The 20,671-nt window shown below is 68.3% G+C and carries 16 protein-coding genes; 10 read left to right on the top strand and 6 right to left on the bottom strand.

Translation table 11 applies throughout. From position 1 onward, the window contains the following. Positions 1 to 7: 7 nt before the first annotated feature. From AB0G04_RS23180 to AB0G04_RS23190, 3 genes are read left to right on the top strand one after another with little or no spacing between them, the layout of a single operon-like run. Positions 8 to 994, top strand: coding sequence for a branched-chain amino acid ABC transporter permease (locus AB0G04_RS23180; RefSeq protein ID WP_360986226.1), 987 nt, complete (start codon positions 8 to 10; stop codon positions 992 to 994). After that, complete coding sequence (locus AB0G04_RS23185; protein WP_360986229.1) at positions 984 to 1,895, top strand: ABC transporter ATP-binding protein; 912 nt, start codon at positions 984 to 986, stop codon at positions 1,893 to 1,895. The genes AB0G04_RS23180 and AB0G04_RS23185 overlap by 11 nt, the downstream gene beginning before the upstream one ends. Further along, complete coding sequence (locus AB0G04_RS23190) at positions 1,888 to 2,667, top strand: ABC transporter ATP-binding protein (RefSeq protein WP_360986232.1); 780 nt, start codon at positions 1,888 to 1,890, stop codon at positions 2,665 to 2,667. Before AB0G04_RS23185 ends, AB0G04_RS23190 begins: the two co-directional genes overlap by 8 nt. 342 nt (positions 2,668 to 3,009) lie before the next feature. Here AB0G04_RS23190 and AB0G04_RS23195 read toward each other — a convergent pair whose 3' ends face one another. Continuing rightward, entirely contained in the window at positions 3,010 to 4,272 is a 1,263-nt protein-coding gene (locus tag AB0G04_RS23195; RefSeq protein ID WP_360986233.1) for an ABC transporter substrate-binding protein, read from the bottom strand. Between the two features lie 231 nt (positions 4,273 to 4,503). Here AB0G04_RS23195 and polA point away from each other — a divergent pair, with 231 nt between their 5' ends. Beyond that, entirely contained in the window at positions 4,504 to 7,200 is a 2,697-nt protein-coding gene (polA, locus tag AB0G04_RS23200) for a DNA polymerase I (protein ID WP_360986236.1), read from the top strand. Positions 7,201 to 7,355: 155 nt separating this feature from the next. Then, entirely contained in the window at positions 7,356 to 7,766 is a 411-nt protein-coding gene (locus AB0G04_RS23205; RefSeq protein ID WP_360986239.1) for a metalloregulator ArsR/SmtB family transcription factor, read from the top strand. Between the two features lie 77 nt (positions 7,767 to 7,843). On the opposite strand, the gene AB0G04_RS23210 is transcribed toward AB0G04_RS23205, so the two are convergent. From AB0G04_RS23210 to AB0G04_RS23220, 3 genes are all read right to left on the bottom strand, one after another. Beyond that, complete coding sequence (locus tag AB0G04_RS23210; protein ID WP_360986242.1) at positions 7,844 to 8,176, bottom strand: DUF3140 domain-containing protein; 333 nt, start codon at positions 8,174 to 8,176, stop codon at positions 7,844 to 7,846. Further along, positions 8,169 to 8,387 carry a DUF2945 domain-containing protein gene (locus AB0G04_RS23215; RefSeq protein ID WP_360986245.1) on the bottom strand — a complete coding sequence of 73 codons (219 nt, stop codon included), beginning with the start codon at positions 8,385 to 8,387 and terminating at the stop codon, positions 8,169 to 8,171. The genes AB0G04_RS23210 and AB0G04_RS23215 overlap by 8 nt, the downstream gene beginning before the upstream one ends. A gap of 224 nt (positions 8,388 to 8,611) precedes the next feature. Further along, positions 8,612 to 9,424, bottom strand: coding sequence for a class I SAM-dependent methyltransferase (locus AB0G04_RS23220; protein ID WP_360986247.1), 813 nt, complete (start codon positions 9,422 to 9,424; stop codon positions 8,612 to 8,614). 321 nt (positions 9,425 to 9,745) lie between these two features. Here AB0G04_RS23220 and rpsA point away from each other — a divergent pair, with 321 nt between their 5' ends. The 4 genes from rpsA to AB0G04_RS23240 all read left to right on the top strand — a co-directional run bounded on the left by rpsA (position 9,746) and on the right by AB0G04_RS23240 (position 16,081). After that, entirely contained in the window at positions 9,746 to 11,260 is a 1,515-nt protein-coding gene (gene rpsA, locus AB0G04_RS23225) for a 30S ribosomal protein S1 (RefSeq protein WP_360986250.1), read from the top strand. Between the two features lie 134 nt (positions 11,261 to 11,394). Then, positions 11,395 to 12,579 (top strand): dephospho-CoA kinase, encoded by a 1,185-nt coding sequence (coaE, locus tag AB0G04_RS23230; protein WP_360986253.1) that lies wholly within the window; start codon positions 11,395 to 11,397, stop codon positions 12,577 to 12,579. Positions 12,580 to 12,843: 264 nt separating this feature from the next. Further along, positions 12,844 to 14,958, top strand: a complete 2,115-nt coding sequence (gene uvrB, locus AB0G04_RS23235; RefSeq protein WP_360986256.1) for an excinuclease ABC subunit UvrB — start codon at positions 12,844 to 12,846, stop codon at positions 14,956 to 14,958. Between the two features lie 40 nt (positions 14,959 to 14,998). Continuing rightward, positions 14,999 to 16,081 (top strand): GNAT family N-acetyltransferase, encoded by a 1,083-nt coding sequence (locus AB0G04_RS23240; protein WP_360986259.1) that lies wholly within the window; start codon positions 14,999 to 15,001, stop codon positions 16,079 to 16,081. A 373-nt stretch (positions 16,082 to 16,454) separates the two neighbouring features. Here the strand turns inward: AB0G04_RS23240 and AB0G04_RS23245 are convergent, their stop codons facing one another. Continuing rightward, positions 16,455 to 16,769, bottom strand: a complete 315-nt coding sequence (locus AB0G04_RS23245; protein WP_360986262.1) for an antibiotic biosynthesis monooxygenase family protein — start codon at positions 16,767 to 16,769, stop codon at positions 16,455 to 16,457. A gap of 433 nt (positions 16,770 to 17,202) precedes the next feature. Here AB0G04_RS23245 and AB0G04_RS23250 point away from each other — a divergent pair, with 433 nt between their 5' ends. Then, positions 17,203 to 18,198 (top strand): TerC family protein, encoded by a 996-nt coding sequence (locus AB0G04_RS23250; RefSeq protein ID WP_360986264.1) that lies wholly within the window; start codon positions 17,203 to 17,205, stop codon positions 18,196 to 18,198. A gap of 524 nt (positions 18,199 to 18,722) precedes the next feature. Here the strand turns inward: AB0G04_RS23250 and typA are convergent. Further along, complete coding sequence (typA, locus tag AB0G04_RS23255; protein ID WP_360986267.1) at positions 18,723 to 20,585, bottom strand: translational GTPase TypA; 1,863 nt, start codon at positions 20,583 to 20,585, stop codon at positions 18,723 to 18,725. Between the last annotated feature and the right edge of the window lie 86 nt (positions 20,586 to 20,671).

A 20,671-nucleotide genomic window follows, 5' to 3' on the forward strand; every position in this document is an offset into this window, starting at 1 on the left:
GAGTCCGATGAACTTCGAGATCATTGCCGGCGTCTCCCTCGAGTCGCTGATCAACGCTCAGATGATCGCCTACGCTCTGGCGGCGATCGGCCTGAACGTGCATTTCGGGTACACCGGCCTGCTGAACTTCGGCCAGTCGGCGTTCCTCGGTGTCGCCGCCTACGGCTTGGCCATGACGGTTGCCACCTTCGGCCTGCCCTTCTGGCTCGGCCTCATCGTGGGCCTGCTCAGCGCGGTCGTCCTGGCGCTGCTGCTCGGCGTCCCGACCCTGCGGCTGCGCGCCGACTATCTGGCGATCGTGACCATCGCGGCCGCCGAGATCGTCCGCCTGCTGTTCCGCTACTTCAGCGAGTACACCGGCGGCTCGGACGGCCTCCAGGCGTTCTCGGACGACTTCTACGCCATGAACCCGTACAGCTCGGCGCTGGAGATCGGCAACCTGATCAGCTTCAGCTCCCGCGAGCTGTGGATCATGACGGTCGGCTGGGTGCTGATCGCGATCTCCGTGACCATCGTGTTCCTCGCGATGCGCAGCCCCTGGGGCCGGGTCATCAAGGCGATCCGTGAGGACGAGGACGCGGTCCGGAGCCTCGGTAAGAACGTCGTCTCGTACAAGATGCAGGCCCTTGTTCTCGGTGGTGTCCTGGGCTCCCTCGGCGGTTACGTCATCGCGCTGGGCAACGCCGCGGTACAGCCGGACACCTTCGGTACCGAGTTCACCTTCTACGCGTACGCGATCGTCATCCTCGGTGGCGCCGCCCGCGTCTTCGGCCCGGTCGCCGGGTCGATGATCTTCTGGTTCCTGCTGGCGTTCGTCAACGCCACACTGCCGGAGGCGATCCGCGCGGGTTACATTCCGACCTGGCTGATGACCGAGACGCAGGCGGGCGCAGTCCAGTACATCCTGGTCGGCCTGGGGCTCATGCTCCTGCTGATCTTCCGTCCGCAGGGCCTGTTCGGTGACAAGAAGGAGGTCATGCTCGATGGCCGCTGACACCAATGTCCCGCCCGGCGTGGCAAAGGCACGGGAAGCGCTCAAGGACGTCGCGCACGAGCCGGGTGCCAAGAAGAAGGACCCGATCCTGGTCGCCGACAAGGTGGTGCGGCGCTTCGGCGGCCTCACCGCGGTGCAGGTCGACCACATCGAGATCCAGCGCGGCGCGATCACCGCGCTGATCGGCCCGAACGGCGCCGGCAAGACGACGTTCTTCAACCTTCTCACCGGCTTCGACAAGCCGAACGAGGGCAACTGGACGTTCAACAACAACCCCCTGGCCGGCGTGGCGCCTCACAAGGTGGCCCGGCAGGGCATGGTCCGGACCTTCCAGCTCACCAAGGCGCTGTCCCGCCTGACCGTCATCGACAACATGCGGCTCGGTGCGACCGGTCAGAAGGGCGAGTCCTTCTGGCGGGGCCTGATCCCGGCCACCTGGCGGGACCAGGAGAAGGAGATCACTGAACGGGCCGACGAGCTGCTCGCACGATTCAAGCTCGACGCCAAGCGCGAGGACTTCGCCGGCAGCCTCTCCGGTGGCCAGCGCAAGCTCCTGGAGATGGCGCGGGCCTTGATGGTGCAGCCCGACATGGTCATGCTTGACGAGCCGATGGCCGGTGTTAACCCGGCGCTGACGCAGTCGCTGCTCGGCCACGTCAAGAGTCTGCGCGAGGACGGCATGACCGTTCTCTTCGTCGAGCACGACATGGACATGGTCCGCGACATCAGCGACTGGGTGATCGTGATGGGCCAGGGCCAGGTGATCGCCGAGGGCACGCCCGACACGGTGATGGCCGACCCGCGGGTCATCGACGCCTACCTGGGCGCGCACCACGACGGCACCGCGCACGATCCCGACGAGGTGGCCGCCGAGGTCGAGGGAGGCAAGTCTGATGAGTAGCAGCTCCAGCAACGAGGTCCAGGACCGTTCCGCGCACGTGGCGGCGGCCGAGGGCGCGCTGGTCCGAGCCGACGACCTGATCGCCGGTTACCTTCCGGGCGTCAACATCCTCAACAACTGCGATCTGTACGCCAAGGAGGGCGAGCTGGTCGGCATCATCGGCCCCAACGGCGCCGGTAAGTCGACCCTGCTCAAGGCCCTCTTCGGCCTCGTGAACGTCCGGTCTGGCGAGGTCACCCTGCGCGGGGAGAACATCACCAACCTCAAGGCCAACAAGCTTGTGGCCAAGGGGATCGGGTTCGTCCCGCAGACCAACAACGTGTTCGGCACGCTCACCATCGAGGAGAACCTCGAGATGGGCACGTTCCAGCGGCCGAAGCGCTTCAAGGAGCGCTTCGACTTCGTGGTCGACCTGTTCCCCACCCTCGGTACCCGGCGCAAGCAGCGGGCCGGGGCGCTCTCCGGTGGTGAGCGGCAGATGGTCGCGATGGGCCGGGCCCTGATGATGGAGCCCAGTGTCCTGCTGCTCGACGAGCCGTCGGCGGGTCTCTCGCCGGCCATGCAGGACGAGGTGTTCTTCCGGACCAAGCAGATCAACGACACCGGCGTCACCGTGATCATGGTGGAGCAGAACGCGCGGCGGTGCCTGCAGATCTGTGACCGGGGCTACGTGCTGGACCAGGGCCGCAACGCGTACACCGCGTCCGGCCAGGACCTGATGCACGACCCGAAGGTCATCGAGCTCTACCTGGGGACACTGGCCAAGGCCTGAGTTCCGTACGCAAGGGCCCCGGAACCGATCATCGGTTCCGGGGCCCTTGCGTGTGCCGCGTTTCCGGTGGGCCGTCTTCCAAGAGCCTGCTGCGGTACGACGGTGCGGGCGCCCTCGACCGTCCGTGCCGCGGCGGTCTGCCTGCCCCGTAGCCGCTCAGGTGGGGTCGTGCCCCAGCCGGGACCCCTGCCGTGCTCCCGCGGCGGCGCAGGCGGTCCCTGACGTGCCGGCCCCCGTACACCGTGGTGATGTGTGGTGTCTTCTGGAGCGCCGGTCACCAAGAAGCCGGAAAAGGGCGAGGGCCCGGCCGAATGGCCGGGCCCTCGCTGAAACCGGGTCAGATCAGATCTTGCCGGTCGAGTAGCTGACGTTCTTGTAGGTGTTGTCGGCGCCGTACTGGTAGATGCCGATCGTCGCCTCGGCCGGGTCACCGGCGTCGTTGAACTCGATCGGGCCGCTCACGCCGTCGTAGTCGATGTCCTTGCCGGCCGCCAGGGCGTCCTTGCAAGCCTGGAAGGTCGTGCACTTCTCGCCGCCCTTGCTCACCGCGGCGAGCTGCTTGCTGTAGTCGCCGGGAGCGTCGCTCTTGGCGGCCTCAGCGGCCAGCGCGGCCAGCATGGTGGCGTCGTAGGACTCGGCCGAGTAGGAGTAGTCCTTCAGGGTCGGGTCGACCTCGAGAAGCTTCTTCTGGAAGTCCTCGGTGGTCTTGGCGCCCGGCAGGGTGCCCTTGGCGCCCTCGAAGGTCCCGTTCGGGAACTCCTTGCCGTAGTTCGACAGGTTACCGTCGACGAAGTACCACTTCTTGGTCTTCGCGGTCAGGCCCGCCTCGACCAGCTTGGGGACGATCTTCTTGGTCTCGTCGAAGCCGATCAGCACGATGGCGGCCGGGTTGGCCTGCTTGAGCTTGCCGATCTCAGCCGAGAAGTCGGCCGCCTTGGGGTCGTAGACCTCCTGGGCGACGACCTGGCCGCCACCGCTCTCGACCGCAGCGGTCACGCTCTTGGCGAGACCCTCGCCGTAGGCGTCCTGGAGGACCAGGAGGCCGACGGTGGCGTTGCCGTCGGCGACCACGAGGTCACCGAGGACGCGGCCCTGCAGGGTGTCCGGCGGCGCGGTCCGGTAGTAGAGGCCCTTGTCGTTGTATGTGGTGAACTTGTCCGACGTGTTCGCCGGCGAGATCTGCACGACGCCCGCGCCGGTGATCTTGTCGATCACGGAGAGGGAGACCGACGAAGACGCGGCGCCGATGATGACGTCGACCTTCTCCGCGAGCAGCTTGTTAACGGACTGGCTGGCGATGTCGGTCGAGGTGTCACCGGAGTCGGTGTCGCTCACCACGACGTCCTTGCCCAGGACGCCACCGGCGGCGTTGATCTCCTTGACAGCCAGGTCGACACCGGCGAACTCCGGCGGGCCGAGGAACGCGAGCGAGCCGGTCTGCGGCAGCAGGGTGCCGACCTTCAGCACACCGTCGCCACCCGTGGCCGCGGGGGCCGAGGAGCCGCCGGTGGTGGGCTGGTCACCGTCGTTCGAGCACGCGCCCAGGGCAAGGCAAGCGGCACCCAGCACGGCGACGCTGCGCCATGCGAAGTTGCGGCGAATCATCAATTCTCCTTTGTCCAGCGCGGTGGGTGCATGGGTGGCCCCCACTGCCATGACGCTGATGGTGGCAACCTAATGAGCTTCAGACCCCGGCGGTAGCTCAAAGCTCCGGTTGCAACAGGACAGTTGCCTATCCGTAACTTTCCGCTAGTGGTCTGACGTTTGGGCGGGTGACGTGGCGGCCCCGGACGGTGTACCCGGGATTGTCAGACCCGGCGACTAGAGTTCCGGGGTGTGAGCGATGAAGCCGAGACCCCCCGCCTGCTGCTGCTCGACGGCCACTCACTGGCCTATCGTGCCTATTTCGCGCTGCCGGTGGAGAACTTCAGCACACACACCGGCCAGCCCACCAACGCCGTGTTCGGTTTCACGTCGATGCTCATCAACATGCTGCGCGATGAGAAGCCTACCCACATCGCGGTCGCGTTCGACGTCTCCCGGCATTCCTTCCGCACCGACAAGTACGCGGACTACAAGGCCGGCCGCTCGGAGACCCCGCAGCCGTTCCAGGGCCAGGTCAGCCTGATCAAGGAGGTCCTCGAGGCGCTCCGCATCCCGGTGCTGGAGAAACCCGGTTACGAGGCCGACGACGTGATCGCCACCCTGGCCACCCAGGCCCGCGCCGGCGGCATGGAGGTGCTGATCTCCACGGGGGACCGGGACGCCTTCCAGCTCGCCGGTGAGCACACCACGATCATTTATCCGGTGCGCGGCGTCTCCGATGTCTGGCGGATGACCCCGGACGCCATCGAGGCCAAATATTTCGTACGCCCCGAGCAGTACCGTGACAAGGCGGCCCTGGTCGGCGAGACCAGCGACAACCTGATCGGGGTGCCCGGCGTCGGGGACAAGACCGCGGCCAAGTGGATCAAGGAGTACGGCGGACTCGACGGCATCATCGCGAACGTTGACAAGATCAAGGGCAAGGTCGGCGACAGCCTGCGGGCTCACCTGGCCGATGTGATGCGCAACTACGAGCTCAACGCCCTGATCTGTGACCTGGAGCTGCCGCTGCGTCCCGAGGACGTGCGCTGGCAGGGCTGGGACCGCGAAGCCGTGCACCGGGTGTTCGACGCCCTGGAGTTCCGGATCCTCCGCGAGCGCCTCTACTCCTACCTCGACGCGGTCGAGCCCGAGGCCGAGGCCGGTTTCGACCTCGACGGGCAGGTCCTTCGCTCCGGTGGAGTCGCCGCCTGGCTGCGGGAGCACGCCGGGACCGACGCGGTCGGCGTGGCCGTCACCGGCACCTTCGGCCGCGGCACCGGCCGGCTCACCGGCGTCGCCGTCGCCACCGCCGGCGGCCCGGCCGCCTGGTTCGACCCGACCGGCCTGGACGAGAACGACGAGCGGGCCGTCGCGGCCTGGCTGGCCGAGCCGTCCCGCCCCAAGGTGCTGCACGACGCGAAACCGGCCCTGCTCGCCTTCCACGCGCACGGCTGGGAGCTCGCCGGGGTCACCACCGACACGGCGCTCGCCGCCTACCTGGCCAAGCCCGACCAGCGGGCCTACGACCTGAACGACCTGGCTCTGCGCTACCTCAAGCGCGAGCTGAAGGTCGAGGAGTCGCAGGAGGCGCAGCTCGCCTTCACCTTCGAGGGCGACGCCGAGGACACCACCGCCGAGCAGGGCGTGATGCTCCGCGCCCGGGCCACCCTCGACCTGGCCGACGTCCTGATCGCCGAGCTGTCCCGCGACGGCGGCGAGTCGGTGCGGCTGCTCGCCGACGTGGAGCAGCCGCTCTCGGTGGTCCTCGCCGAGATGGAGCAGCGCGGCATCGCCGCCGACACCGACTACCTCTCCGAGCTGGAGTCGCACTTCGCGGCCGAGGTGAAATCCGCCCAGCAGGCCGCGCACGAGGTGGTCGGCCGGGAGTTCAACCTGGGCTCACCCAAACAGCTCCAGGAGATCCTCTTCGTCGAGCGCAACCTGCCCAAGACCAAGAAGATCAAGTCCGGTTACACCACCGATGCCGACGCCCTGACCAACCTGTTCGAGCAGACCGCCGACCCGCTGCTGGCCCACCTGCTGCGCCACCGCGACGTCGCCAAGCTGAAGTCGACCGTCGACGGCCTGCTCAAGTCGGTCTCCGACGACGGGCGGATCCACACCACGTTCAACCAGACCGTGGCCGCCACCGGCCGGCTCTCCTCGACCGACCCCAACCTGCAGAACATCCCGATCCGGACCGAGGAGGGCCGCCGCATCCGCCGGGCCTTCATCGTCGGGTCCGGCTTCGAGCAGCTGCTGACCGCCGACTACAGCCAGATCGAGATGCGGATCATGGCGCACCTCTCCGGCGACGACGCGCTGATCGCCGCCTTCAACTCGGGCGCCGACTTCCACGCCGCCACCGCGTCGTCGGTCTTCCACGTCGGCCTCGGCGAGGTGACCCCCGACCAGCGCCGCAAGATCAAGGCGATGAACTACGGCCTTGCGTACGGGCTGAGCGCCTTCGGTCTCTCCAACCAGCTGAGCATCTCCACCGAGGAGGCGCGCACGCTGATGACGGAGTACTTCGAGCGCTTCGGCGGCGTCCGCGACTACCTGCAGGCCGTGGTGCAGAGGGCCGGCAAGGACGGCTACACCGCCACCATCCTGGGCCGCCGGCGGTACCTTCCCGATCTGAGCAGCGACAACCGCCAGCGCCGCGAGATGGCCGAGCGGATGGCCCTGAACGCGCCGATTCAGGGCTCCGCCGCCGACATCATCAAGATCGCGATGCTGAGGGTCGACGAGGCGCTGCGCGACACCGGTCTGGCCTCCCGCATGCTCCTGCAGGTCCACGACGAGCTGGTCTTCGACGTGGCCCCCGGCGAGCGCGACTCCCTCGAGGAGCTGGTCCGCCGCGAGATGGGCGGCGCCTACCCGCTGTCGGTACCCCTGGAGGTCTCCATCGGCGCCGGCCGCGACTGGAACGGCGCCGACCACTGACGCCATCCGGGCGCCGCCTCCGGGTGGCGCCCGGCCCTCGCTCCGCCGCCCCCGGGTGGTGCCCGGCCCTCGCTCCGACGCCCGGCCGGGTGATCGGTGAACCCGTCCGGGTGGCATCGGTGCCGCTGGTTGCGACGATCTGCCACCCTGGTCCGATGCCGAGCCGATCGATGTCGATGGAGGTTCGTCCCGAGCCGGTGTCCGATGCGCCTCCCGGGACGTCGACCGGGCCGGCCGCGGTGGCGGCTCTGGTCCACGGCCCGCTGGACTCCGACCGGGCAGGAGATCTCGCCGGCTCGTTCAAGGCACTCGGCGACCCGGTCCGGCTGCGTCTCCTGTCGATGATCGTCTCAGCGGCCGACGGCGAGATCTGTGTCTGCGACCTCAGCGAGGCCTTCCCGCTCACCGGCCCGACGATCTCCCACCACCTGCGCATCCTCCGCGAGGCCGGACTGGTCCACGGCGTCCGCCGGGGGACCTGGGTCTACTACCGCGCGATTCCCGGCCAGTTGACCCGCCTGGCCGGAGTGCTCGACGCCGACCGTCACGGTCCCGGAGCCGGATAGCTCCCGACCGCGCCCTCGGGGGCATGCCTCCGCTTCACCGGGACCAGCGTCCGGGACGTCAGGTCGCGTGTCGCCGCCTATTCCTTCTTGAGCGGGTCGTGACCCCAGTTCATCAGTGACCGCCGCCAGCGGCTCTCGCTGACGTCACCGTCCGGTCGCTGGGCCATGTGCCGGTGTACGTAGCCGACCACCTTGCGCATGTGCCGCTCGTCGTCCTCGGTGAGGTCGGCCTTCTTCTTGCCGAGAATCTGGACGATCTTCCGGCCCGAGTCGTGGCCGACCGACTCGGCGTCGGCCGACTGCTTCTGCCCGACTTCGCGGGACTCGTCGGTGCCCAGCCACTTCGTCAGTTCGCTCGCGGTCATGTTGACGGCGTCGCGGAACTCGGCGTGCACGTCGGTGTCAGCCATGGCCCAGCGACCCCGGCTTGTGCACCGCCTCGCGCCCGGTCTTGTCGCTCTTCACCTTGTACTGGGGTTCTTCCGGCGACGCGGCCACGGTCCGTCCGGCAGTCTCGGTCCGCTCGGTGATCTTCTGCTGCACGGTGCCGTGGACGTTCTCGCCGTGACTCCGCCAGGTCACCTTGTCGCCCTTTTTGAGGCTTTTCTCAGCACTGGTCATAATCGTTCGGATACCCGCCAGGTCTGCGGAAAAACTGCCGGCCGACGCGAGAAGGCCTCGGCTCAGCGCGAGAAGGCCTGGTTCAGCGCAGATCTCGTGACGTTGGGGCGAGACGGGGCCGGCGGGGCGGTGAGGCCGCTGGGGCAGCGGGCCGGGGCAAGCCGATGCGGTGAGGTCCGGCGGCGGCGACGCCGGGCGGCAGTGGCGAAGCCGGGAGCCGGGCGTCAGGGCCTCGGGAGATCGCAGACGAAGATCGCGGTACCCGGGAAGAGGCGTCCCCGGAGCGGGCTCCACTGCCCCCACACCTGCTCATGCCCCTCCGGCCACTCCGGCTCGACCAGGTCGCGCAGCACGAAGCCGGCAGCCACCAGTTCGCGGACCCGGTCGCCGAGGGTGCGGTGCTGTTCCAGGTAGGTGACGGTGCCGTCGTCGTCGCGTTCGACGTAGGGCGTGCGGTCGAAGTACGAGTTGCGCGCCAGCAGCCCGCTCTCGTCGGGCTCGTCCCAGAAGATCCAGCGCATCGGGTGTGTGACGGAGAACACCCAGCTGCCGCCGGGCCGCAGTACCCGGGCCACCTCGCGCATCGCCGCGCCCGAGTCCGCCACGAACGGGATGGCGCCGAACGCCGTACACACGATGTCGAACGTGCCGTCCGGGAACGGGAGGGCCATCGCGTCGGCCTGGACCAGCGGAATCCGTACCCCGCTGCGGTCTCCGGCCTCCCGGGCGTGCCGCAGCATGCCCGCCGACAGGTCGAGGGCGACGGGCTGGGCGCCCTGTTGCCGCAGCCACCGGCTGGCTGCCGCGGCCCCGGCGCCCAATTCCAGAATCTTTTTTCCCGGTACGGGTCCGAGCAGCCGTGCGTCGGCCTCGCGCAGCCGCTCGGGGCACCAGACGAAGTCGACGTCACCCAGGAAGGAGCCGTGTTCGTCCTGGTAGTCGTCGGCGTCGAGATCCCACCAGGTGCGGTTGCCGCGTCGCGCCTCCGATTCGGTCACACGGCCGGCGGAGGTCTCGAACGAGTGGGACGAAGTCACCAAGTCACGGTACGGCAGGCGTGTCCACCGTCCCGATTCGGCCTATAAGGGGCATGCTGACGGGTTCTCGACCGGCAATGTGCCGCGCTACTCAGGAGGGCTTGCAACCTGTGGTAATGCGCACGGTAAGCTAGTCGATGCGCTCGCGGATCGTGTGCCTCGGCAGGGAGCAGGTTCCGTGGTCGTCGGTCTCGGCATGATCGACTGCGTTGATGTGACTGCTCTCGGGTTGGTCGTCTCGTTCGCTCGTGCCGCTTCCGGTGGCAGTTCCGTGGAGCGCAGAGACACCACCAATCCATTCCGTTCGGAGCAACTGTCCACATGACGAGCAGCATCGAGGCCACCTCGAGCGCCAACAAGGTCACCGTCGACGATCTCGGATCCGAGGAAGCATTCCTCGCGGCCATCGACGAGACCATCAAGTACTTCAACGACGGCGACATTGTCGAAGGCACCGTCGTCAAGGTCGATCGGGACGAGGTCCTGCTCGACATCGGCTACAAGACCGAGGGTGTCATCCCCTCGCGCGAGTTGTCGATCAAGCATGACGTGGACCCCGCGGAAGTGGTGTCGGTTGGTGACCACATCGAAGCCCTCGTCCTCACCAAGGAGGACAAGGAAGGTCGTCTGATCCTCTCGAAGAAGCGTGCGCAGTACGAGCGCGCGTGGGGCACCATCGAGAAGATCAAGGAGGACGACGGCGTCGTTCGCGGCTCCGTCATCGAGGTTGTCAAGGGTGGCCTCATCCTCGACATCGGCCTCCGCGGCTTCCTTCCGGCCTCGCTGGTCGAGATGCGCCGCGTCCGCGACCTGCAGCCGTACGTCGGCCGCGAGCTCGAGGCGAAGATCATCGAGCTGGACAAGAACCGCAACAACGTGGTTCTGTCCCGCCGCGCCTGGCTCGAGCAGACGCAGTCCGAGGTTCGCACCGAGTTCCTCAACAAGCTGCAGAAGGGCCAGGTCCGCAAGGGCGTCGTGTCCTCCATCGTCAACTTCGGTGCCTTCGTTGACCTGGGTGGCGTGGACGGCCTCGTGCACGTCTCCGAGCTCTCCTGGAAGCACATCGACCACCCGTCCGAGGTTGTCGAGGTCGGCCAGGAGGTCGAGGTCGAGGTTCTCGACGTGGACCTGGACCGCGAGCGCGTCTCGCTGTCGCTGAAGGCGACCCAGGAAGACCCGTGGCGTCAGTTCGCCCGGACCCACGCGATCAACCAGATCGTGCCGGGCAAGGTCACCAAGCTCGTCCCGTTCGGCGCGTTCGTCCGCGTCGACGACGGCATCGAGGGCCTGGTGCACATCTCCGAGCTGGCCGAGCGTCACGTCGAGCTGCCCGAGCAGGTCGTCCAGGTCGGTTCGGACGTCCTCGTCAAGGTCATCGACATCGACCTCGAGCGCCGCCGGATCTCGCTGTCGCTCAAGCAGGCCAACGAGGGCTTCGTCGAGGGCGAGGAGCACTTCGACCCGACCCTCTACGGCATGGCCGCGACGTACGACGCCGAGGGCAACTACATCTACCCGGAGGGCTTCGACCCGGAGACGGGCGAGTGGCTCGAGGGCTTCGAGAAGCAGCGCGAGACGTGGGAGAAGCAGTACGCCGACGCTCGCGAGCGCTGGGAGGCCCACACCAAGCAGGTGCAGGCGTCCCGCGACGCCGACGCCGAGGCTGCGCTCAACCCGGCTCCGGCCGGCGGCGTGACCACCTCGTCGTCGTCGTCGACCTCGTCCTCCACGAGCACGTCGGCTCCGGCGCGTTCCGCCGAGGAGCCCGCGGGCACCCTGGCCACCGACGAGGCTCTCGCGGCTCTGCGCGAGAAGCTGGCCGGCGGCAAGAGCTGACCTGCCGCTAGGCAGAACAGCCGGTAGTACCCGGAAAGGCCGTCCCGACTCAGGTCGGGGCGGCCTTTCGCTCTTTGGCGAAACCAGCCGGTCCCGGCGCGCCCGGACGGTGGCCCTCCGGGGATACTCGATCCATGCTGAGAGTCGGGCTCACGGGTGGTATCGGTGCAGGCAAGAGCGCGGTCGCCCGTCGCCTGGCCGATCACGGAGCTGTGGTCATCGACGCCGATCTGCTGGCCCGCGAGGTGGTGGCGCCGGGGACCGACGGGCTCGCCGAGATCGTCGAGGTCTTCGGGCCGGGGGTGCTGACCGGGGACGGCGAACTCGACCGGCCGGCACTGGGCGCCCGGGTCTTCGGCGACGAGGCGGCACGGCGGCGCCTCGAGAAGATCATTCACCCTCGGGTACGAACCAGGACCGCCGAACTGACGCACGCGGCGGGGCGCGACGCCATCGTGGTCAACGACGTTCCGCTCCTGGTCGAGGCGGGACTCGGTCCCTCGTACCATCTGGTGATCGTGGTCCTGGCGGACCGTGGGGTGCGGCTGGAACGTCTCACCCGCCTGCGTGGCATGTCAGTGGCGGAGGCCGCCGCCCGGATCGACGCGCAGACCGACGATGCCAGCCGCCGCGCCGCCGCGGACGTGATCCTGGAGAACGAGAGCGACCTGGACGACCTGCACGCCGGGGTGGACAAGCTGTGGCGCGATCGTCTGGTGGAGTTCGACCGCAATCTCCGGTCAGGCCGTTCCGTGGTGAAAGGTCCGGAGCTGTGCATCCTGCCGTCCGACCCGGAGTGGCCACGGGCCGCGGGCCGGCTGATCGCCAGGATCCGGCACGGGATCGGCGCGGACGTCGGCGTCCACCACATCGGGTCGACCGCGGTTCCCGGGCTGCCCGCCAAGGACATCCTCGATCTGATGATCGGTGTGCGCACCCTGGATGAGGCGGACCGGCTCGCGGGACGCCTCGGCGAGCTGGGCTTCCCGGCGCGGACCGGCGACTGGACCGACAGCGCCCACGGCAATCCCGGCACCACCTGGCCGAAGCGGCTGCACGGCTGCGCCGACCCCGGTTACCGGGTCAACCTGCACATCCGGGTGGCCGGCTCGCCGGGCTGGCGGTTCGCGCTCCTGATGCGCGACCACCTGCGGGCGGTCCCGGCGGCACGGGACGCCTACGCGGCGGTGAAGGCGCGGCTGGCTGCGGACAATCCGGACCGGGCAGCGTACGCCGAGGCGAAGGACCCGTGGTTCGAGGCGGAGGCACTGGCGGCCGACGACTGGGCCGAGGCGACCGGCTGGCAACCCGGGGAGTGAGGGCTCTCGAGGGAGTGGGGGCTCTCGCGGCGACCGGGTCGTGGACGACCCACCTCGGGTGCGCTCGCCAGGGCGTTCGGCGCGCATCGACCGTGGTGCGGATCCGGCCCTGACGGGCCCGAGCCGGCGGCCGCCGCGAGCGGCCTGCCCGACCAGCGTAGGGGCCCCCGCTGAGCTCGGACAATGCTGCCCGGCCGGGGCGAATGTGCACCATCGGCACGGGCGGCGGGCTTTCTTGTCATACCCCCGACGTACGGTGGTGGCATGGCGCTCGACATCCCACGACTCGACGGCCGGTTCGAGGTCGTCAGCGACTACCAGCCCGCGGGTGACCAGCCCGCCGCGATCGACGAACTGGAGCGGCGGGTCCGCAGCGGCGATCGGCACACCGTCCTGCTCGGCGCCACCGGTACCGGTAAGAGCGCCACCACGGCGTGGCTCATCGAGCGGCTGCAGCGGCCGGCCCTGGTGATGGCGCCCAACAAGACCCTCTGCGCCCAGCTCGCCAAGGAGTTCCGCGAGCTGCTGCCCAACAACGCCGTCGAGTACTTCGTCAGTTACTACGACTACTACCAGCCAGAGGCGTACATCGCCCAGACCGACACCTACATCGAGAAGGACTCGTCGGTCAACGAGGAGGTGGAGCGCCTCCGCCATTCCGCCACCAGGTCCCTGCTGACCCGGCGCGACACGATCGTGGTCGCCACGGTCAGCGCGATCTACGGTCTGGGCACCCCGGAGGAATATGTCGACATGGCCGTCCGGGTCAAGGTGGGCGAGGACGTCAACCGGGACAAGCTGCTGCGCCGTCTGGTCGACATCCAGTACACCCGCAACGACATGGCGTTCCAGCGCGGCACGTTCCGGGTCCGGGGCGACACCCTGGAGATCATCCCGGCCTACGAGGAGCTGGCCATCCGGATCGAGCTGTTCGGCGACGAGGTGGAGAAGCTCTACTACCTGCACCCGCTCACCGGCGACGTGATCCGAGAGGTCGACGAGCTGATCATCTTCCCGGCCACCCACTACGGGGCAGGCCCGGAGCGGATGGAGCGGGCCATCCGCGACATCGAGGCCGAGCTGGAGGTCCGGCTCGCCGAGTTCGAGCGGCAGGGCAAGCTGCTCGAGGCCCAGCGGCTGCGGATGCGCACCACCTACGACCTCGAGATGATGCGGCAGGTCGGATTCTGCAACGGCATCGAGAACTATTCGATGCACATGGACGGCCGGCAGCCCGGCGAACCGGCGTTCACCCTTCTCGACTACTTCCCCGACGACTTCGTCACCGTCATCGACGAGTCGCACGTCACCATCCCGCAGATCGGCGGCATGTATGAGGGTGACGCGTCGCGCAAACGAATCCTGATCGAGCACGGGTTCCGGCTGCCCAGCGCCGCCGACAACCGCCCGCTGCGGTTCGACGAGTTCCTGGAACGCGTCGGTCAGATGGTGTTCCTGTCCGCCACCCCCGGCAACTGGGAGATGGAGCAGGCGCAGGGCGAGTTCGTCGAGCAGGTCATCCGCCCCACCGGACTGGTCGACCCGCAGGTCGTGGTCAAACCCACCAAGGGCCAGATCGACGACCTCATGCACGAGATCAAGCTGCGCACCGAGAAGGACGAGCGGGTCCTGGTCACCACGCTCACTAAGAAGATGGCCGAGGATCTCACCGACTACCTCCTGGAGAACGGCATCCGGGTGCGTTACCTGCACTCCGAGGTCGACACGCTGCGCCGGGTGGAACTGCTCAAGGAGCTGCGGAAGGGCGACTACGACGTCCTCGTCGGCATCAACCTGCTCCGGGAGGGCCTCGACCTGCCCGAGGTGTCGCTGGTAGCCATCCTCGACGCCGACAAGGAGGGCTTCCTGCGCAGCGGCCGGTCGCTCATCCAGACCATCGGCCGGGCCGCGCGAAACGTCTCCGGCGAGGTTCACATGTACGCCGACAAGATCACGCCGTCGATGCGGGACGCCATCGACGAGACCGATCGGCGCCGGGACAAGCAGATCGCCCACAACGAGGCCAACGGCATCAAGCCACAGGCGCTCCGCAAGAAGATCCACGACATTCTCGACGACATCTACAGGGAGGCCGAGGACACCGAGGAGGTCGTCGGCAGCCCGATGGTCGGCGGCGGCCGGCAGATGTCCCGCGGCAAGGCGTCCGTTCCGGAGAGCCGGTCCAGGGGCAAGGCGGCGGCCACACCCGCCCGCGCCGGCATGGCCCGCGCCGAACTCACCCAGCTCATCCAGGAACTCAACGAGCAGATGCTCGGGGCCGCCCGGGAGCTGCAGTTCGAGCTGGCCGCACGGATCCGCGACGAGATCCACGAACTGAAGAAGGAGCTGCGTGGCATGGACATGGCGGGGGTGAAATAAGCGTTCGTCCGCTCCCGCGAGCGTCACTAGGCTGGCGGCCATGACAGCGGCACACGAGATCATCAGCGACGATCCGGCCCTCGAGGAGGACGAGCTGGTGGTGCTCGCGCGGCGCTGCTGGGAAGCGGACGGCGGGCTGCCCCTGGCGGTCGAACCCTGGTTCGTGCGAGGCCGCTGGTCCCGCCCTGACACCCGGACCTTCACCATCCGCACCGCGGACGCGACGCCTGGGTGCTCCGACGTCGCGGCCGCCGGTGCCACTCTTCCCGACGGTGCTGCTCTCCCGCAGGGTGCCGCTCTGCCCGACGGTGCTGATTTCCCGGAGGGTGCCTCTTTGCCGGATGGTGCCGGTCAGCCGAACGGTGCTGGTCTGCCGGCCGGTGTCGGCCGGTTCAGCGCTGCCGGTCGGCCCGGTGGTGGGCTGCTTGCCGCGGTCGGGGTCCGCCCGGGGCCGCAAGGGCCCATGATCACCGGAATGGTGGATCCGGCAGCCCGGGGCTACGGCGCTGGTTCCCGGCTTCTCGACGCGGCGCTCGCGGTGGCGGGGGAGAGCGGCGGGGATGTGACGGTCGAGACCGAAGGGCTCACCAAGGACGCCGAGGACCTGTTCGAGTCGCGCGGGCTACGGCAGTTCTTCGCCGAGCACGTCATGCGGATCGACCTGACCGCCGCGTTGCCGCGGGAGGCCGGGTGGCCGGCGCGAACTGCCGTGACCGAGTGGAACGCGGCCACGGCGCGGCGGTTCTTCGACGTGTACGCGACATCGTTCCGGGAACGGCCGGGCTTCCCCGACCCGTCGGCCGAGGAATGGATCGGGGACACGGCTGAGGACGACGACTTCCGGCCCGAGTGGTCGCTGCTGGCCACCCTGCCGGATAGCGGGGACGCCGGTTTCGTCTCCGTGGCCGAGGGCTGGATCCAGCAGGTGGGCGTGGTTCCCGCAGCCCGCCGGACCGGCCTCGGCGGCGCGCTGATCCGCGAGGCGTTGCGGCGAATGGCGGCCGCTGGGCTGCGGGAGGGCTGGCTCTGCGTCAACGTCGACAATCCGGCCGCCTCGCTCTACCGGCGGATCGGTTTCCAGGACGTCAGGCGGCGCGCCCGGTACCGGACGGCTGGCTCCTGAGTTTCTCCCCACGGTATTCACACCGGGCCGGGGGTTCCTGAGTCCCCTCCCCATGGTGTTCACACCGGGCCGGGCGCTCCCTGGGTCCTCTCCCCACGGTGTTCACACCGGGCCGGGCGACGACGTCTCCCGGCCGTCATCGAGCCGGTCCGTGACGCACCGCACTCGGCGATCCCCGCGCCCGCGGTTCGTGTGGTGAGTTGTGGCGCGTTCTCGGCCGCGATGTCAGCCGTAGGTCACCGAACTGCCGCCGGGGTGCGATGTGTGGTGAGTTGTGTCGTGAATCGGACCGCGGATCACCACGCTCAGGTTGGCCCGGGCGGCGAGGATCTCGGATGCCGGCGCCGGAGGTCCCCGAGAACGCTGCCTGGGGTCAACGGGTGAAGAGGTCCTGGCCTGCCCGGATGTCGGTGAAGTACTCCGCCAGTGGGGGCTGGGCCAGTGCGCCGCCGATGAGGGCTCGCCACTGGGCGAACCGGTCGGTCCGGCGGAAGTTGTGTTCGTGGGCTTCGGGACTGTCCCACTCGGTGAGCAGGACGAAGCGGGTGGCCGAGCCTAGGCTGCGCTGCAGCCGGACCGAGCGGCAGCCGGGGCTCCCGGCGACCAGAGGGCGGGCGAGCTGGTAGGCATCGACGAAGTCGTCCTCGCGGCCGGGAAGGACGACGATCATTGTGACTTCGAGAACCATGTCCACAAGCGTCCCATACGCACCGGATAGTCAGCATACTAGGATGCCGCACGAGCTGGGAGGATTCCGAAGTCGGCGGATCTTTGCTGGTCAGGGCGTAGGCTGAGGAAAACGGCGGCGAAACGGGACCGCGCGTCGCGCGGTACATGTCGGTTCTGCCCGGATGGGGCGTTTCGACGGCGAGCCGTACCACTTCTCGGGCTCCCGGTGTGCCGTTCGCGCCGAGGATGCGCAACAATGGCTCCTGTGGGAGGGGAGTATTCCCCCGCTCCGGTCTCGTCAACACGGAACGTCCTTCGGGGCGAACCCGGGGCCGGTGGTCACGGAGGTGGTATATCCGTGGCGGAAGAGACCTCCGACAGTCGCACGTCGCTGTTCTCGCCCCGATTTTGGGTGGGCACAGCGACGACCCGTGTCTGCCGGAGGTCCTTAGTTGAACGTTTCCGCCTGGGTCTGGGGCGCCACGCTGGTCGCGCTTATCGCAGTTCTCGCTGTCGATCTGCTCATCATCGGGCGCCGGCCACACGAGCCCAGCATGAAGGAAGCCGGCGGGTGGGTCGCGTTCTACGTCGGCCTCGCCGTGATCTTCGGTATCGGGGTCTGGGTCACCGCGGGTGGCCAGGCTGCCGGTGAGTTCTACACCGGCTGGCTCACCGAGTATTCGCTGAGCGTCGACAATCTCTTCGTCTTCGTGATCATCATGGCCCGGTTCGCCGTGCCACGGCACCTTCAGCAGAAGGTACTGCTGATCGGCATCGTGCTCGCGCTGCTCATGCGCGGCATCTTCATCGCCGCCGGCGCCGCACTGATCACACAGTTCTCCTGGGTCTTCTACATCTTCGGCGCGTTCCTGGTCTACACGGCGATCACGCTGGTCAAGGGCGAGAGCGACGAAGAGGAGTTCAAGGAGAACATCCTCATCCGCTGGGCGAAGCGTGCCCTGCCGCTCTCCTCCGAGTTCGGCGACGGCAAGTTCCGGACCGTCTCCGCCACCGGCAAGCGTCTCTTCACGCCGATGCTCATCGTGATGATCGCGATCGGTACCACCGACCTGATCTTCGCGCTGGACTCGATCCCGGCGATCTTCGGCATCACCAAGGAGCCGTACCTGGTCTTCACCGCGAACGTCTTCGCGCTGATGGGCCTGCGGCAGCTGTTCTTCCTCCTCGGTGGCCTGCTGGAACGCCTCGTCTACCTGAACATCGGCTTGGCCGTGGTGCTCGCCTTCATCGGCGTCAAGCTCGTCCTCGAGGCGCTGCACACCAACAGCCTGTCGTTCATCAACGGCGGCGAGGGCTTCCACTGGGCGCCGGAGATCCCGATCTGGCTCTCACTACTGGTGATCCTCGGCACCCTGGCCATAGCGACGGTGGCCAGCCTGATGAAGACCTCCCGCGACAAGAAGCGGGAGCTCCTGACCAACAAGTAGGTCTCAGAACCAACCGGCACGGGCCCGGGCGACTTCGGTCGCCCGGGCCCGCCCCTTTTCCGGCAGTCCCTGGGAGGGCCGCAGCCTGTGGCCCGCCCAGGTAGGAGTGCACCTCCGGCGACTCGCCCGCGACGAGGGTGGCCCGCCGGCATGGGACGCCAAAGCTCAGGGGCGCAGCGGGCCACGGTCGGCCGAGCCGGAACGCGGGTGAGGCACCCCGGCAACAACGCAAACCTCGGAACCACGTGACAGCAAGCGCGTGGGCGAATCCGACCGCTCCGGACGTACAGCAGAGAAGGTCTTGATCGAAACCGCGAACCGCGAGAAGCGCCGGGACGCAAGGTTCCGGGTGGCACCCGACCCACGGGCGGATCGAGCCCGACGGCCCGGAGTGGGCCAGATATCACCCAGAACCGACCCGAACGCGGGCCGGAAACCAGGCCGGCCCGCCTCGGAGAAGGAGGCGAGCCGGAAACCAGACCGGCCCGCCTCGGAGAAGGAGGCGGGCCGAAAAGGGGTCGAACCTACTGGTGCTTGCGGCGGGCAGCGGCGCGGCCACGGGTCGTCTGGTCGAGGACGACCTTCCGGATCCGGACAGCCGCCGGGGTGACCTCGACGCACTCGTCCTCGCGGCAGAACTCCAGTGCCTGCTCCAGGGACAGCTTGCGCGGCGGGATCAGGCGCTCGGTGTTGTCCGCGCTGGCGGCGCGCATGTTGGTGAGCTTCTTCTCCTTGGTGATGTTGACGTCCATGTCGTCCTCGCGGGAGTTCTCGCCGACGATCATGCCTTCGTAGACCTCGGTGCTCGGCTCGACGAAGAGCTGGCCGCGCTCCTGCAGGTTGATCATGGCGAAGCCGGTGACGGCACCGGCCCGGTCGGCGACCAGGGAGCCGTTCTGGCGGGTGCGGAGCTCGCCGAACCACGGCTCGTGCGCCTCGTAGAGGTGGTGCATGATGCCGGTGCCGCGGGTCTCGGTGAGGAACTCGGTGCGGAAGCCGATCAGGCCGCGGGCGGGGACGAGCCACTCCATCCGCAGCCAGCCGGTGCCGTGGTTGATCAGCTCCTGCATGCGCCCCTTGCGGGTGGAGAGCAGCGTGGTGATGGCGCCCATGTACTCGTCGGGGGCGTCGATGGTGAGCCGCTCGACGGGCTCGTGGATCTTGCCGTCGATGGTCCGGGTGACCACCTGCGGCTTGCCGACGGTCAGTTCGTAGCCTTCGCGGCGCATCTGCTCGACGAGGATGGCCAGCGCCAGCTCACCACGGCCCTGGACCTCCCAGGCGTCGGGGCGGTCGGTCGGCAGGATCCGCAGCGAGACGTTGCCGACCAGCTCCTTGTCGAGGCGGTCCTTGACCATACGCGCGGTGACCTTGGAGCCCTTGACCTTGCCCACCAGCGGCGAGGTGTTGGTGCCGAGGACCATCGAGATGGCCGGCTCGTCGACGGTGATCAGGGGGAGCGGGATCGGGTTCTCCGCGTCGGCGAGGGTCTCACCGATCATGATCTCGGGGATGCCGGCGAGGGCAATGATGTCGCCGGGGCCGGCGCTCTCGGCGGGCTTGCGCTCGAGGCCCTCGGTGACGAGCAGCTCGGAGATCCGCACGTTGCTGATCGTGCCGTCGGTCTTGCACCAGGCGACGGTCTGGCCCTTGCGGATGGTGCCCTCGTGGACGCGGCACAGTGCGAGACGGCCGAGGAACGGCGAGGCGTCGAGGTTGACCACGTGCGCCTGCAGCGGGGCGCCCTCGTGGAACTTCGGCGCCGGGATGGTTTCGAGGATGGTGCTGAACAGCACATCGAGCGAGTCGCTGTCCTCGGGGACGGTGCCGTCCTTGGGTTGCGTCAGCGAGGCGATGCCGTCGCGGGCGCACGCGTAGACGATCGGGAACTCGATCTGGTGCTCGTCGGCGTCGAGATCGAGGAAGAGTTCGTACGTCTCGTCGACGACCTCTTTGATGCGGGCGTCCGGCCGGTCCACCTTGTTGATGATCAGGATGATCGGCAGCTTGGCGTGCAGCGCCTTGCGCAGCACGAAGCGGGTCTGCGGGAGCGGGCCCTCGGATGCGTCGACGAGCAGCGCGACGCCGTCGACCATGGTCAGGCCGCGCTCGACCTCACCGCCGAAGTCGGCGTGGCCCGGGGTGTCGATGATGTTGATGATGACGGGTTCGCCCTCGGCGGGCTGGTAGCTGATCGCCGTGTTCTTGGCGAGAATGGTGATGCCCTTTTCCCGCTCCAGGTCCATGGAGTCCATGACGCGGTCGGCCATCTCGCCACGCGCGTGGGACTGGCTGCCCTGGCGCAGCATGGCGTCGACCAGGGTGGTTTTGCCATGGTCGACGTGAGCGATGATGGCGACGTTGCGTAGGTCGGTGCGGGTCTGCATGACGTCCATTGTCCCCGGCTCAGGTTGCCGTTCGTGACACGGGGTCAAGACCCGAATCTTGTGGTCTTCTGTCCTGTTTTCGGGTC

This window comes from Actinoplanes sp. NPDC023801, assembly GCF_040639655.1.
Taxonomy (GTDB): domain Bacteria; phylum Actinomycetota; class Actinomycetes; order Mycobacteriales; family Micromonosporaceae; genus Actinoplanes.

Coding starts and splice junctions, on each gene's coding strand:
- AB0G04_RS23180 (WP_360986226.1), top strand. CDS start 8: ATGAACTTCGAGATCATTGCCGGCGTCTCCCTCGAGTCGCTGATCAAC.
- AB0G04_RS23185 (WP_360986229.1), top strand. CDS start 984: ATGGCCGCTGACACCAATGTCCCGCCCGGCGTGGCAAAGGCACGGGAA.
- AB0G04_RS23190 (WP_360986232.1), top strand. CDS start 1,888: ATGAGTAGCAGCTCCAGCAACGAGGTCCAGGACCGTTCCGCGCACGTG.
- AB0G04_RS23195 (WP_360986233.1), bottom strand. CDS start 4,272: ATGATTCGCCGCAACTTCGCATGGCGCAGCGTCGCCGTGCTGGGTGCC.
- AB0G04_RS23205 (WP_360986239.1), top strand. CDS start 7,356: ATGCCGAGCCGATCGATGTCGATGGAGGTTCGTCCCGAGCCGGTGTCC.
- AB0G04_RS23210 (WP_360986242.1), bottom strand. CDS start 8,176: ATGGCTGACACCGACGTGCACGCCGAGTTCCGCGACGCCGTCAACATG.
- AB0G04_RS23215 (WP_360986245.1), bottom strand. CDS start 8,387: ATGACCAGTGCTGAGAAAAGCCTCAAAAAGGGCGACAAGGTGACCTGG.
- rpsA (WP_360986250.1), top strand. CDS start 9,746: ATGACGAGCAGCATCGAGGCCACCTCGAGCGCCAACAAGGTCACCGTC.
- coaE (WP_360986253.1), top strand. CDS start 11,395: ATGCTGAGAGTCGGGCTCACGGGTGGTATCGGTGCAGGCAAGAGCGCG.
- uvrB (WP_360986256.1), top strand. CDS start 12,844: ATGGCGCTCGACATCCCACGACTCGACGGCCGGTTCGAGGTCGTCAGC.
- AB0G04_RS23240 (WP_360986259.1), top strand. CDS start 14,999: ATGACAGCGGCACACGAGATCATCAGCGACGATCCGGCCCTCGAGGAG.
- AB0G04_RS23245 (WP_360986262.1), bottom strand. CDS start 16,769: ATGGTTCTCGAAGTCACAATGATCGTCGTCCTTCCCGGCCGCGAGGAC.
- typA (WP_360986267.1), bottom strand. CDS start 20,585: ATGCAGACCCGCACCGACCTACGCAACGTCGCCATCATCGCTCACGTC.